The following is a 14,142-nucleotide window of genomic DNA, read 5'->3' as shown; positions in this document are numbered from 1 at the left end:
AGACGCGTCGTGTCGCCGACATTAAAGCCTGTGCGTTACAGACTCATTAACCGATCTTCCAAGAGAGGCTTTTTCCACTCACGACAATGCTCCCCTTCTCGCAAGCTTGCACCAGAGACAGGGCCGGCCTCGAGACCTTTTCGCGGGACCATTGTCCGTCGACCGAACGCGCGTCCTCGCAATCCAAGGGTCCCCGGCGAAGGGTGCCTGGCCAAGGGTGCCCGGCGTCACGCCTCGGCGATGACGGCGACGAACCGGCTCGGCCCGAGGCGCCCCGTCAATCCACCAACGCGTCGGCCGGGCGCTTGACCGCCGGCATCACGTCCTCGCTGCGCTGGAGGATCTCCAGGGCGGCGTCGGCCTCGCGCTGGCGGCTCCACATCGAGGCGTAGACGCCCTCCCGATCGAGGAGCGTGGCGTGGTCGCCGCGCTCGACGATGACGCCCTTGTCGAGGACGATGATCTCGTCGGCATTGACCACCGTGGAGAGGCGGTGAGCGATGACGAGGGTGGTGCGGCCCCGGCTCACCTTGTCCAGGGCGTCCTGGATCTCGCGTTCGGTGAACGTGTCGAGGGCCGAGGTCGCCTCGTCGAGGACGAGGATCGGCGGCCCCTTCAGGATGGTGCGGGCGATGGCGACGCGCTGCTTCTCGCCGCCCGAGAGCTTCAGCCCGCGCTCGCCCACCGGCGTGTCGTAGCCCTCCGGCAGGGCGGAGATGAAGCGGTCGATCTGCGCGAGCGACGCGGCCGCGCGCACCTCCGCTTCGGTGGCGTCCCAGCGGCCGTAGCGGATGTTGTAGCCGATGGTGTCGTTGAACAGCACCGTGTCCTGCGGCACCATGCCGATCGCCGCCCGCAAGGACGCCTGGCGGACCCGCGCGATATCCTGCCCGTCGACGAGGATGCGCCCGCCCTGCGGCTCGTAGAACCGGAACAGCAGGCGCGACAGGGTGGACTTGCCCGCCCCCGAGGGCCCGACGATGGCCACCGTGCGCCCGGCCGGGACCTCGAAGCTGACGCCCCGCAGGATCGGCCGGGCCGGATCGTAGGCGAAGCGCACGTCCTCGAACCGCACCACCCCGTCGGAGACCAGCAGGGGCTCGGCCCCCGCCCGGTCGGCGATCTCGGGGTTGCGGTGCAGGATCTGGAACATGTCGTCGATGTCGATCAGCGCCTGTTTGATCTCGCGGTAGATCATGCCCATGAAGTTGAGCGGCATCGAGAGCTGCACCAGCATGGTGTTGACCAGCACGAAGCCGCCGAGCGTCGTGCGCCCGGCCATGATGTCGCGCGCGGCCAACCACATCACGATGGTCATGCCGATCGTGAAGATCACCGCCTGTCCGGCGTTGAGCACGGCGAGCGAGACGTAGGTCTGCGTCGAGGCCTTTTCGTACTTGGCCATCGACACATCGTACCGCTCCGCTTCGCGCAACTCGGCGCCGAAATACTTCACGGTCTCGAAGTTCAGCAGCGAGTCGACGGCCTTGGTGTTGGCGTCGGTGTCGGAATTGTTCATCCGGCGCCGGATCTCGATGCGCCACTGCGTCGCCTTCCAGGTGAAGGCGAGGTAGGCCGCCACCATCACGAACACGACCACCGAGTAGATCCAGTCGAACTCGTAGGCGAGCACGCCGATCACGAGCAGGAACTCGACGATGGTGGGCACCAGCGTCAGCACCATCAGGCGCGAGAGCTCCTCGATGCCGCCGCGCCCACGCTCCAGCACGCGGGTCAGGCCGCCGGTCTTGCGCTCCAGGTGGAAGCGCAGGGAGAGCCGGTGCATGTGCTCGAAGGTCTGGAGCGCGAGGCGGCGCACGGCGTGCATCGCCACCTTGGCGAACAGACCGTCGCGCACCTGCGTCAGCCCGGCCATGAGGATGCGCGACAGGCCGTAGAGGCCGATGAGGAGCATCGGCGCGGCCAGCAGCCCCGTGGGCACGGCCGCGCCGGGCTTGGCGTCCGTCATCGCCACCAGGGCGTCGGTGGCCCACTTGAAGGTGAAGGGCGTCACCATCGTCACGAATTTCGCGACGATCAGCAGGCCGAAGGCCAGGAAGACGCGCCGCTGCAGGTCGGGCCGGCCGTGGGGCCAGAGATAGGGCCAGAGGCGGCGATAGGTGGCGACGAGGCCGGGCCGCGCGGGCGGCGCGGCCTCGACCGGGGCCGCCGGGGCGGGGTCGGTGCTCATGCGGATGTGAAGACTCGGGATGAAAACGCTGTCGGGCCCGCATATAGGCCCGTCGCCCGGCCCGCGACAGTCATCCGCGCCGGCGGGGCCGCCCTGCGCGCAGCACAGGGTGCGGTTTCACCCCTCGCCCGAGAGCCGGCGCGCCACCGCATCCCGCCCGATCAGCGGCAGCAGCCCGGCGAGGTCCGGCCCGTGCTCCAGGCCGGTGATCGCGAGCCGCAGCGGCATGAACAGGGCCTTGCCCTTGGCCCCCGTGGCGGCCTTCACCGCCCCGGTCCAGGCCTTCCAGGTCTCGCCGTCCCAGGGTTCCGCCGGCAGCAGGGCGGCGGCCGCCCCGATGAAGGCGGGATCGGCGACGACCGGGTTCACCGGCCCGGCGACCACGCGCCACCACGCTTGCGCCTCCGAGACCTTGGCGAGGTTGGCCCGCACCGCCTCCCAGAACGCTTCAGCGCGCTCGGCCGGCACGCCGAGGCCGGCGAGCCGGTCCGCCACCGCCGCGTAGGGCATGGCGTGGACGAGGCGGGCGTTGAGCCCGTCGAGATCGTGCGGATCGAACTTGGCCGGTGCCCGCGAGATCTGCGCGAGGTCGACGAGGGAGGCGAGCTCGTCGAGATCCGCCACGGCGCGCACGGATTCCGCCGAGCCGGTGAGCACCGCGAGGGAGCGCACGGCCGCCGGCTCGTAGCCGTCCGCCCGAAGCCCCCGCAGCGAGAGGTGGCCGAGGCGCTTCGAGAGCCCCTCCCCGTCCGCCGTGGTCAGGAGGTTGTGGTGGCCGAAGACCGGGACCGGGCTGCCCAGGGCCTCGAAGATCTGCACCTGCACGCCCGTATTGGTGACGTGGTCCTCGCCCCGGATGACGTGGGTGATGCCCATCTCGGCATCGTCCACCACGGAGGGCAGCGTGTAGAGGTAGCTGCCATCGGCGCGGATCAGCACGGGGTCGGAGAGCGAGGCGCAATCGACATGCGCCTCGCCCCGCACGAGGTCGGTCCAGGCGATCACGCGCGCGTCGAGCTTGAAGCGCCAATGGGGTGTGCGCCCCTCCGCCTCCAGGGCGGCACGCTCGGCCTCGGTGAGGTTCAGCGCGGCGCGGTCGTAGATCGGCGGCTGGCCGCGCCCGAGCTGGCGCCGGCGGCGGCGCTCCAGTTCCTCCTGTGTCTCGTAGCAGGGATAGAGCCGCCCCATGGCCTTCAGCCGCGCGGCGGCCGCATCGTGGATCGCGACCCGGTCGGATTGCCGGGCGAAGAGATCGGGCACGATCCCGAGCCAGGCGAGATCCTCCGCCACGGCCTGCGCGAACGCCTCCGTCGAGCGCTCCCGGTCGGTGTCGTCGAGCCGCAGCAGGAACCGCCCGCCCCGCGCCCGCGCGAACAGCGCGTTCAGGAGCGCGGGCCGGGCATTGCCGATGTGGAGGTAGCCGGTGGGGGACGGCGCGAAGCGCACGAGGGGTGTGGTGTTGGTGGTCATGGGCGTCTTTTATGGCGGGGGCCTCGGCCCGGATACCCCTTGGATCGTCGGCTGCGGGCGGCGTTCTGTTTGTCCGTTTCGTGGCGCGGAACCCCGAAAGCCGCCCTTGGAGCATCCGGTCACCAAGCGCGCCTGACCGTCATTTCCTGAACGGGATGCCCTTCGTGGTGAAGCGCGGCGCGCCCGGATGGCGCATGGGGCGCGGCTGGCCTTGCCCCTTGCCCGCTCCCGTGCCCGGCGGCTGCGCGGCCGGCACGAGCTGGTCCGGCCTCGGCCCGATGAGATCGGCCCGGCCCATCGCCCGCAGCGCCTCGCGCAGGACGGGCCAGTTCTCGGGGTCGTGGTAGCGCAGGAACGCCTTGTGCAGCCGGCGCTGCCGCAGCCCCTTGATCGCGTCGACGGGCTCGCTGCCGCCGCGCCGCACGCCCTGCAGCGGGTTGATCTCGGTGTGGTACATGGTCGTGGCCGTCGCCATGGGGGATGGCAGGAACGTCTGGACCTGATCGGCGCGATAGTCGTTCTTCTTCAGCCAGACGGCGAGGTTCATCATGTCCTCGTCCGTCGTGCCCGGATGCGCCGCGATGAAATACGGGATCAGGTAGTATTTCTTGCCGGCCTTCTTCGCAGCGGCGTCGAACATCTCCTTGAAGCGGTCGTAGGTGCCGATGCCCGGCTTCATCATCAGGTCGAGGGGGCCGCGCTCGGTGTGCTCGGGCGCGATCTTCAGGCGCCCGCCGACATGGTGGGTCACGAGTTCCTCGACGTATTCGGGGCTGCGCACCGCCAGATCGTAGCGCACGCCCGACGCCACCATCACCTTCTTGACGCCCTCCACCTCGCGGACCTTGCGGTAGAGCCGGATCAGGTCGTCGTGCGAGGTGTTCAGGTTCGGGCAGATGTCGGGAAAGACGCAGGACGGCAGCCGGCACGCCGCCTCGATCTTCGGGTCCTTGCAGGCCATCCGGTACATGTTGGCCGTGGGGCCGCCGACGTCGGAGATCACGCCCGTGAAACCCGGCGTCTTGTCGCGGATCAGCTCGATCTCGCGCAGGATCGACTCTTCCGAGCGGTTCTGGATGACCCGGCCCTCATGCTCGGTGATCGAGCAGAAGGTGCAGCCGCCAAAGCAGCCGCGCATGATCGTCACCGAAAACTTGATCATGTCCCAGGCGGGAATCTTCGCGTCGCCATAGGAGGGATGCGGCGCGCGGGCGTAGGGCAGATCGTAGACCGCATCCATCTCCTCGCTGGAGAGCGGGATCGGCGGTGGGTTCAGCCACAAATCGCGGTCGCCGTGGCGCTGGACGAGGGGGCGGGCGTTGCCGGGGTTGGCCTCCCGGTGCAGCACACGGCTCGCGCGGGCATAGGCCTCCTTGCAGTCCTTCACCTCGTCGTAGGCGGGGAGCCGGATCACGGTCTCGCCGGGCTTGCGGGCGGCGGCCTCGTCGGCGGAATCGAGATCGTCGGCGGGCAGCTCGGCGTAATGCTCGGGCACGCGACGGAACAGGGCGACGCCCCGGACGGAATCGAGATCGCGCGGCGCCTCGCCGGCGGCCAAACGGTTCGCCACCTCGACCACGGCGCGCTCGGCATTGCCGTAGAGGAGCAGGTCGGCCTTCGCGTCCGCCAGGATCGAGCGGCGCACCTTGTCGGACCAGTAATCGTAGTGGGCGATGCGGCGCAGGGACGCCTCGATGCCGCCGAGGATGATCGGCACGTCCTTGTACGCCTCGCGGCAGCGCTGCGTGTAGACGATGGTGCAGCGATCCGGGCGGGCGCCGCCTTCCCCGCCCGCCGTGTAGGCGTCGTCGCTGCGCAGGCGCCGGTCTGCCGTATAGCGGTTCACCATCGAATCGAGGTTGCCGCCGGTGACGCCGAAGAACAGGGTCGGCTTACCCAGGGCCTTGAACGGCTCCGCCGACTGCCAGTCGGGCTGCGCGATGATGCCGACCCGGAAGCCCTGCGCTTCGAGGAGCCGGCCGATGATCGCCATGCCGAAGCTCGGGTGATCGACATAGGCGTCGCCCGTGACGAGGACGATGTCGCAGGCGTCCCACCCGAGCCGGTCCATCTCGGCGCGGCTCATGGGCAAGAACGGCGCCGCCGGCCTTGAAGGCCGCAGCTTGCCGAGGAGGGGCGCCGAGACTCGGCTCGCGGACACTTCGAGGTTCATGGGTTCGGTGCATAGACCGCCGGGGCCGCGAGCTCAACGAAGAGTCACGAGCAGGGTGTGACCAGCTTTGACCGTCGCGTCGACTCTACGATGATACGCCGGATGCGCATCACGGGCCGAACCTCACCCCCGCGTGCCCCACCGAGTCCCCATCCGGCTCGGCGCATTCGAATCCGGCCCGAGCGCCGGCCCGCTGCCACTGCGCGGCACGAAGGGTTTGGGGGCCAGGGTCTCGGGGATGGCGCTCTCGTAGTCCTGCATCTTGGCGAACTGGCCCGCCTTGCGGAAGCGCCAGAGGTAGCCCGGCACCACCGCCTCCATGGCGGTGGGCTGGAGGCCGATTCCCTCCAGGGTGCGGCCTTCCGCCTTGGCGGCCTCGGAGACGACGTTGTCGTTCTGGAGCAGGGTGACCTGATCGCGGGTGAGCTTGAGCGCGTCCGGCAGGAGGCCGAGGGTCAAGGTGTCGACCACCTCCAGGGCGCGGGCCTGGAGCATCGCCGCCGGCAGCGGCAGGCCGAGCACCACGCGCTTGCGGTACGTCACCGTGAGCATGTAGCGCACCAGCGCCTCGAGGGTCTCGACCTCGGGGCCGCCGAGTTCGTAGACCCGGCCCGCCGGCACGTGGCCCTCCACCGCGCGGGTCACGGCTTCCGCCACGTCCGCCACGTAGACCGGCTGGAAGCGCGACTGGGCGCCGGCCAGCGGCAGCACCGGCAGGGCGAGGGCCAGCGACGCGAAGCGGTTGAAGAAGCTGTCGCCCGGCCCGAACACCAGGGAGGGCCGCAGGGTCACGTAGGGGCCACCGGCCTCGGCCACGTGAGCCTCGCCCAGCGCCTTGGTGCGGGCGTAGACCGAGGGCGAATCCGCGTCGGCCCCGATCGCCGAGACGTGGACCAGGGGCGCGCCGACGGCCGCCGCCGCCCGCGCGATCGCGCCCGCGCCCTCGGCCTGCAACTGCGAGAAGCTCTGCTTGCCGGTCTCCTGCAGGATGCCCACGAGGTTGACGACGATGTCGGCCCCGTGGACGGCCCGGGCGATCGAGTCGGGGTAGCGCAGGTTGGCCTGCACCGCGACGATCTGGCCGACCTTGCCCAGCGGCTGCAGGAACAGCGCGAGGTCCGGCCGGCGCACCGCGACCCGGATGCGGTAGCCGCGCTTGGCGAGCGCCCGCACCACGTGCCGCCCGAGGAAGCCGGAGCCGCCGAACACGGTCACGAGCTGCGCGGCGGGGCGGGTCAGGGGGAGGGTCTCGAAACCGGTCATCGCGTTCACGTCTCGAAAAGCGGCCCCCGCGCGACGTCGCGCGCCCTTGGGAGCGCGGAGGGACGCCGGCGCGTAGCCTGTTGCGTGCTGTCTAGACCACTTCGCGCGTGGACGGGAGGTCGCGCGGCGCGAAATTCGCCCCTCCGCCCGCCTCAGCGCAGGCGCGGCTGGGCCTGCGGCCCGGGAAGCGGGGTGCGCCGGCTCAGGCCCTTGTGGACATGCACCATCAGGGCGATGCCGAAGAGCGGCGTGACGAGGTTGAGGACCGGCACGACCATCAGGCCCGCCAGGAGGATGCCCGCCAGCAGGGTAGTGCCGCTGAAGTGCCGGCGCATGGCGCCCGCCTCCGCCATCGGCCGGAAGCGCCCGGCCGCGAGCTCGAAATACTCGCGCGACAGCAGGTAGGCGTTGGCCCCGAAGAACGCCACCAGGTTCACCCCCGGCACGAAGAACAGGATCAGCGCCACCAGGTTCACCAGCAGCGCCAGCCCGGCGAAGCGCACGGCGTAGAGCATGGCGGTGCCGAGCGGCAGGGCCACCCCGATGGGGTCGTCGGGAAAATCGGTACGCTCGACAATCTCGGCCGCGTCGTCGAGGAAGTAGCCCGCCACCAGGATCGACACCGCCGGCATGATGTAGGCCAGCCCCACGAACAGCCCGGCGCCGGCGAAGAACACCGCCAGGGTGTCGAGGAAGGGGTAATCCACCGAGAGGTGGTGCTGCGACAGGAACCAGTTGATCGCCCGCGTCAGCCCGAACCAGACCACGACGAGAATGCCCAGGGTGAGCCCCAGCGACTTCCACAGGATCGTGCGCAGGGGCGGTGAGAACACCTGCCGGACGGCGGCGAAGGCGGCCTGGAAGAGCATGCCTGGGTTATCCCGTGGTCTCGCGATCAGTCAGTTCGTCATGCGTCGTGCCGGTGCGGCCCGCCCCGCCCCCCCGCGCGCGCCGCTCACCCCCGGTTCTGGCGATGCCCGCCGCCCCGCGCAAGTGCGGCGCAAGGGCAGGGCGAGCGCGGGGCAACGCCGCACCGCCCGACGCCGGGGCGCGCCCGACGCACGCGATCCTGCGCCCCGGAGTTTTCTCCCGTGTGACTGGACTTCGCCGCGCGGTGTCGCCCCGCATCGTCCTCTGCTAGGTCCGACGCCATCCCGAGACAGGAACGAGACCGTCATCCATGAGGACGTCCCGCCCCGAGCACGAACGCTGGCGCCCGACCATCGCGCCGCGCCTGGAGCCCTGGCCGCGCGAGCCCGCGGTGATCGTCGTCGGGGCGGGGGCCGCCGGCATCGCGGCGGCGCGGACCCTGCGCGCGCGCGGGATCTCCGTGGCGGTGCTGGAGGCGCGCGACCGGGTCGGCGGGCGCCTCGTCACCGTGCCGCTGCGCGGGCACCCGGTCGATCTCGGCGGACACTGGCTGCATGCCGGGCCGATCAACCCGCTGGTGCGCCTCGGGACCGCGCGGGGCGAGCCGCTGCGGGTCGCCGCCCAGGCGAGCCATCTCTGGGTCGGGCGCCGACGCGGACGCACGGCGGAGGCGGCGGCCCTGGGGCGGGCCTTCGCCCTGGCCGACCGGGCGATGAGCCGCCAGGCCACCTGGGAGGGGCCGGACCGGCCGGCGGCCTCCGCCCTGCCGCCGGGGCTCGGTCCCTGGGGCCGGCGGGTGGAGCGGGTCCACGGCCTCGTCTCCGGCCAGGCGCTGGGACAGGTCTCGCTCCAGGACTTTCCCAGCATGGAGTACGGCGACAACCGCTTCATCGCCGGCGGCTATGGCGGCTATCTCGCCCGCCTCGCGCAAGGATTGCCGATCGCGCTGGGGATGCCGGTGACCGGCATCGACTGGTCGGGTCCGGGCGTGCGGGTGGCGGCGGGCGACACGACCTTCGCGGCCAGGGCCGTCATCGTCACGATTCCCACGATGGTGATGCGCGAGACCGCGCTGTTCACGCCCGCCCTCCCGCCGGACGTCGCGGCGGCCATCACGGGCTTTCGCACCGGCATCTACGAACACGCGGTGCTGCACTGGCCCTCCTGCCCGTTCCGGGGCGGGGACCAGCTGGCGAACCTCGTCGGCGGGCGGGAGGCGTGCCCTGGCCTCCTCACCTGCATCGACGGCACGCCGTTCCACTTCTTCGAGCTCGACGCCCCCATGGCCGCGGCGCTCGACGCGCGCCGGGCCGGGGCCGACGGGGTGCGCCGGCTGGTGCGCGCCACGCTCGCCGCGCATTTCGGCGGCCGCGCCCTGCACGACCTCACGATCCCCGCCGTGAGCGAATGGCGCCACGACCCTTGGGCGCGCGGCTCCTGGGCCGTGGTCCCGCCGGGCCATGCCGGCGCGCGCGCCGCGCTTCGGGCGCCCGTCGCCGACCGGGTCTGGTTCGCGGGCGAGGCCCTGTCGCGCCTGCAATGGGGCACGGCCGGGGGGGCCTACGAGGAAGGTCTGCGCGCCGCCGATGCCGTCGCCGACAGGCTTCGCGCCTGACGCGCCGGCAGGCGTCGTGGGGAAACCTCGCGGGCGGCCCCGATGCCGGGGGCCTTCCGGGGATGCGCCCTTACGCCGGGCTCGCTCCCCCTTCGACGAGGGGCGCGCCCGCGTTGGCGCGCCGGAAGGTCACCGGCAGGATCGGGAAGACCTCGCCGAACCGCGCCGGCAGATCCGCGATCAGCCGGGAAATCTCGTCCGCCGGACGGGCGGGGCTGAAGAGAAAGCCCTGGATGTCGTCGCAGCGGCTCGCCTTGAGCATCATCGCCTGCTCCGCCGTCTCGACACCCTCGGCGGTGACGGTGATCGAGAGTTTGCGCGCGAGCGTGAGGATCGCCTCGATGATCGCCAGGCATTCGGGGCGGGAGCCCATCTCCTTGATGAAGGAGCGGTCGATCTTGATCTTGTCCACGGGGAAGCGGATCAGGTAGCTCAGCGACGAGTAGCCGGTGCCGAAATCATCGAGGGCCACGCGGATGCCGAGGGCCCGCAACCCGTTCAGGTTCGCGATGGTCGTCGCGTTCATCTCGAAGAACACCGACTCGGTGACCTCGATCTCCAGGCGGTGGGGTGCCAGACCGCTCGCGTCGAGGGCGTCCGTCACGTCGGCCAGGAGGTCGGTGCTGCGGAACTGGATCGGCGAGATGTTCACGGCGAGCCGGATGTCGTCCGGCCAGCGGGCGGCCTCCTGGCAGGCCTGGCGCAGCACCCAGCGGCCGATCTCGGTGATCAGGCCCGAGGCCTCGGCCACCGGCACGAATTCGGCCGGCGAGACCGGCCCGCCCGGATGGCGCGTCCAGCGCAGCAGGGCCTCGAAGCTGCGCACGCGGCCGTCGACGAGGCCGATCAGGGGCTGGTAATGCAAGGTGAACTCGCCCTGCGCCACCGCGCGCTTGAGGTCGGCCTCGAGGTCGCGGCGCAGGCGCACCGAGGCCTCCAGTTCCGGCGCGAACACGCTCACCTTCCCGCGTCCGGTCGCCTTGGCCCGGTAGAGCGCGAGGTCGGCCTTGCCGAGCAGTCCCTGCGGGGTCTGGGCGTCGCTCGGGGCGCGGGCGAAGCCGACGCTGGCGCCGATCTCCACCTGGACGCCGTCGAGGGTGTAGGGCGCGCTCAGGGTCTCGATCAGGCGCTCGCCGAGGGAGACGGTGTCGTCCACGTCCTCGCAGGCGAGCAGGATCGCGAACTCGTCGCCGCCCAGGCGCGAGACCAGCGCATCCGGCGGTACCGCGCCGGTGAGGCGCTGCGCGACGCGGGTCAGCAGCACGTCGCCGAGTGCGTGCCCGAAGGTGTCGTTGACGAACTTGAATCCGTCGAGGTCGAGGTAGAGCAGGGCGTAGGAGCGACCCGACAACACCGCGCGGGCGCAGGCCTGGCTCGCCGCATCGTGGAACCGGGCACGGTTGGCGAGGCCGGTCAGGGAATCGTAGCTCGCCAGATAGGCGATCCGCGCCTCGGACTGGCGGGTCTCGCTGATATCGGAACCGACACCGCGAAAGCCCAGGAAGGCACCCTCCCGGTCGGTGATCGGCTTGCCGCTGAGGCGCCACCAGCGCGTCACGCCACCGATCGTGACTTCCACCACGCGCTCGCGAAAGGCCTTGCGCTCGGCGATCAGCGCGAGGATCTCGGCGATCTCATCGCTCATCGCCCGGCGTTTGCGCGTGCCGAGGAACAGCGCCGCGAACGCGGCGCCCTGCAGGGTGCTCAGGGGCTCGCCCGCCACCTGCGCGATGCGCTCGGAGACGTGCTGGAGGCGGCCCTCCGCGTCGGTCTCCCAGAGCCAGTCGCTGGTGTTCTCCTCGAAATCATGCAGCAGCAGGCTGATCGTCTCGTTCTGTTCGCTCACGCGGATCCGGTCCAGGATCCGCTCCCCCGACAGGCGCGACATCCGCCCGGCGGTGAACATGACGAAGAGCGCATAGATCAGCAGCAGGACGGCCAGCGCCCGGGCGACGGCGCCGCCCTCGGTGAAGAAGGCCAGGACGCTGGCGACGGTGATGGGGCCGGCGAACAGCAGGCCGAGGCTGCGGGAGGAGCCGAAGGTGTAGGTGGTGGCCAGGAGGCTGGCGCAGAGGGCCACGACGTACATCCGGTGGTCGGCATCCGAACCGGGAAACAGTGCCAGCGGCATGCTGCTCCAGGCCAGTCCCAGGGCCAGCACGACGATCGCCGCGATGCGCTGGCCGGCGGCGATCTCCGCCTCCCCGGGCCGTCGCGACCGGTAGCGTCGTGCCCCGATGGTGGCGATCGTGGCCGGCACGACGACGCTGAAGAACAGGGCCAGGCGGTAGAGCGGGCTCACCTGGTCCTGGAACAGGAAGAACACGGTGGCGGCCGCCACCGCGTGCGTCAGGGCCAGGTAGGGCGCCAGGTAGAGGGCCTCCGCGAGGTGGCCGGCACGCGCCTCCAGGTCGTAGCGGCCACGCGTCGTCCCCGCGACGGGATCCCCCTCCCTGCCCGGGATGTGCATCACGGCCGTCTGCGAGGACACGCGGTCGGTGGCCCTCCGTCCCCAAGCCGGCTCCGGCGAGCGGACGCGACCGGGGCCGACGACGTTGGGAACGCTCACGATGGATGATGGGGGAAGGGACGGCATCTCAACGGACCGGCATCATCGGGATGCGGCCGCGGCGCGTTCGATGATTGGGCGACCAGTTGCGCAACGTCGGCATCGTGATGTCCGCATCGTTCGGGCCGCGCATTGTCAGGTCGCCGGCTCAAAAGTTCGGCCATCACACTAGGAGTTATCATTTGAGAGAGTCTTAATTGCAGTGCAAACCCCTGGGCCATGAGGATTGCAGGAGACCGGCCGTCTCAGACCAAGTCCGGTCGATCCCTTCGGGATGGCGGATCTGGGCTTCGCTCGGGCGCCGCGCGGGCCGAGCGGGACCGTCGCCGCTTCGATCGAGCGGAAGACGGTCTCACAGGCTGCGTGGACGGGCGGCGGCCGGAAAAGCGGATTGCTCCCCAACGGTTGTCCTCCGGCGCGGCGCGGGGGCCTCGTAGCGAGCCACCTTGTGGGCCGCGACGGCGAAGAGGACCGCGAGGGCAAGGATCGCGGCATCGAACCACAGGAACAGCGGGTCGCCCCCGAGGCGGCGCAGGGGGTGCTGCGGCAGGGTGAGGATGTCGACCGCCGCGACGGCGCAGCAGAGAAGTGCGGCGGCGGCGAACCCCTCGCTCCAGGCGCGACGGTGCGGGCGAGCGAGGGGGAACAGGGTCGCCACGATCCAGCCGCCGAAGAAGGCCCGGATCTCCCACTCGGCCCGGCCGGCGAGGTCGACGGGCAGAAGCCTGTTGGCGAGGAAGTAGACCGCCATCGCCGCCGGCAGGCCCGTGACGGTCCCGACATTGAGGGCCTGGACGAGGCGCAGGCCGAGGAAGGGCCGTTCGCCCGGGCGCGGCAGGCGCGCCAGCGACCACAGGATGATTCCCGTCGCGATGGTGACGCTGCCCATCACCCCGCACAGGAAGAAGAGCAGGCGCAGGGCTGGACGCGCGAAATGCGCCTCGTGCAGGCCGGTGAGGACCGTGAAGGTCCGGGCGGCGGGCTTGAGGTCGAGGCCCCTTGCCTCCAGAGCCGCTCCGGTCACGCCGTCGAAGGCGAGATGTGGCCGGCTGCGGGCGATGCCGTGCGGCTCTTCGAAGACTGCGACGACGGTGGCGTTCGCGTCGCCCGGATTGACGACGGTCAGGCGCTCCAGGGGTTGGGCGACCCTCGTCACCGCGCGCTCGACCACGGCGCCGATCGGTGTCGCGGCCGCGGGGCGGTTCGCCGGGCGGCGCGGGGTCGTGATCCAGGCCGCGTCGGCGAAGAAGGCCGGGGCGTCGCCGCGATACGCGGCGGTCACGCCCCAGGGCATGTAGAACGTCGCCAGGGTGACCACCCCCGTATAGGTGATCATCACGTGGAACGGCAGCGCAAGGACGCCGCCGACATTGTGGGCGTCGAGGACGCTGCGCCGGAGGGCCTTGTCCCGCCGGAAGGTGAAGAGGTCGCCGAAGAAACGCCGGTGGGTGACGATGCCGGAGATCAGCGCCACCAGCATGATCATCGCGCAGAGGCCCACGATCCAGCGCCCCCACAGGGGCGCCATGTGCAGTTCGAAGTGGAACCGGTAGAGGAAGTCGCCGCCCTCGGTGTCGCGAACCTGCGTCTCGCGTCCCGTCGCGGGGTCGAGGTACACATGGCCCGGAGGCTCCCCCGGCCGGGTGCGCCAGAACAGGTCGAGGACCGGCTTGTCGGATTGCGGCATGCCGATGAACCAGCTGCGCGCCTTCGGGGCATGGACGGCGAGGTACGCCGTGGCGCGTTCGGCCGCCGCCCCGAGTTCCGCGCCGGTCAGCGGCTCGGTCCAAGCGAGTTCGGGCCGCATCCAGCGCGAGATGTCGGCACGGTAGTAGCTCGCCGTGCCGGTGACGAAGATCGCCAGCAGCACCCATCCGACGACGAGGCCGGACCAGGTGTGCAGCCACGCCATGGATCGGCGGAAGCGTCCCGTCATGGCGTGCCCTCCGAGCCTGCGACAAGGGGCACGCCGCGATGGCCCCCGCCGCCCG

8 protein-coding genes are annotated in these 14,142 nt (G+C 71.1%); 1 reads left to right on the top strand and 7 read right to left on the bottom strand.

All coding sequences use genetic code 11. From position 1 onward, the window contains the following. Positions 1 to 277: 277 nt before the first annotated feature. The 5 genes from MKK54_RS11885 to MKK54_RS11865 all read right to left on the bottom strand — a co-directional run bounded on the left by MKK54_RS11885 (position 278) and on the right by MKK54_RS11865 (position 7,966). On the bottom strand, positions 278 to 2,191 hold the full coding sequence (locus MKK54_RS11885) for an ABCB family ABC transporter ATP-binding protein/permease (protein WP_244011083.1): 1,914 nt from the start codon (positions 2,189 to 2,191) through the stop codon (positions 278 to 280). A gap of 117 nt (positions 2,192 to 2,308) precedes the next feature. Continuing rightward, positions 2,309 to 3,661 carry a glutamate--tRNA ligase gene (gltX, locus tag MKK54_RS11880; RefSeq protein ID WP_244011081.1) on the bottom strand — a complete coding sequence of 451 codons (1,353 nt, stop codon included), beginning with the start codon at positions 3,659 to 3,661 and terminating at the stop codon, positions 2,309 to 2,311. Positions 3,662 to 3,800: 139 nt separating this feature from the next. After that, positions 3,801 to 5,834, bottom strand: a complete 2,034-nt coding sequence (locus MKK54_RS11875) for a YgiQ family radical SAM protein (protein WP_244011079.1) — start codon at positions 5,832 to 5,834, stop codon at positions 3,801 to 3,803. A gap of 123 nt (positions 5,835 to 5,957) precedes the next feature. After that, on the bottom strand, positions 5,958 to 7,097 hold the full coding sequence (locus MKK54_RS11870) for a complex I NDUFA9 subunit family protein (protein WP_244011077.1): 1,140 nt from the start codon (positions 7,095 to 7,097) through the stop codon (positions 5,958 to 5,960). A gap of 152 nt (positions 7,098 to 7,249) precedes the next feature. Beyond that, positions 7,250 to 7,966 (bottom strand): sulfate transporter family protein, encoded by a 717-nt coding sequence (locus MKK54_RS11865; protein ID WP_244011076.1) that lies wholly within the window; start codon positions 7,964 to 7,966, stop codon positions 7,250 to 7,252. A gap of 311 nt (positions 7,967 to 8,277) precedes the next feature. Here MKK54_RS11865 and MKK54_RS11860 point away from each other — a divergent pair, with 311 nt between their 5' ends. Further along, positions 8,278 to 9,582, top strand: a complete 1,305-nt coding sequence (locus MKK54_RS11860) for a flavin monoamine oxidase family protein (RefSeq protein ID WP_244011074.1) — start codon at positions 8,278 to 8,280, stop codon at positions 9,580 to 9,582. Positions 9,583 to 9,652: 70 nt separating this feature from the next. Here the strand turns inward: MKK54_RS11860 and MKK54_RS11855 are convergent, their stop codons facing one another. Both MKK54_RS11855 and MKK54_RS11850 read right to left on the bottom strand, forming a co-directional pair. Continuing rightward, a complete protein-coding gene (locus MKK54_RS11855; protein WP_244011072.1) occupies positions 9,653 to 12,073 on the bottom strand; it encodes a putative bifunctional diguanylate cyclase/phosphodiesterase in 2,421 nt (806 codons plus the stop codon). A gap of 430 nt (positions 12,074 to 12,503) precedes the next feature. Beyond that, positions 12,504 to 14,087, bottom strand: coding sequence for a PepSY-associated TM helix domain-containing protein (locus MKK54_RS11850; RefSeq protein ID WP_244011070.1), 1,584 nt, complete (start codon positions 14,085 to 14,087; stop codon positions 12,504 to 12,506). Positions 14,088 to 14,142: the final 55 nt, after the last annotated feature.

The sequence above is a fragment of the Methylobacterium sp. J-068 genome (assembly GCF_022829445.1).
Lineage (GTDB): Bacteria > Pseudomonadota > Alphaproteobacteria > Rhizobiales > Beijerinckiaceae > Methylobacterium.
Note: the sequence above shows the minus strand (reverse complement) of the source record. Positions and strands in the feature narration are given on the sequence as shown.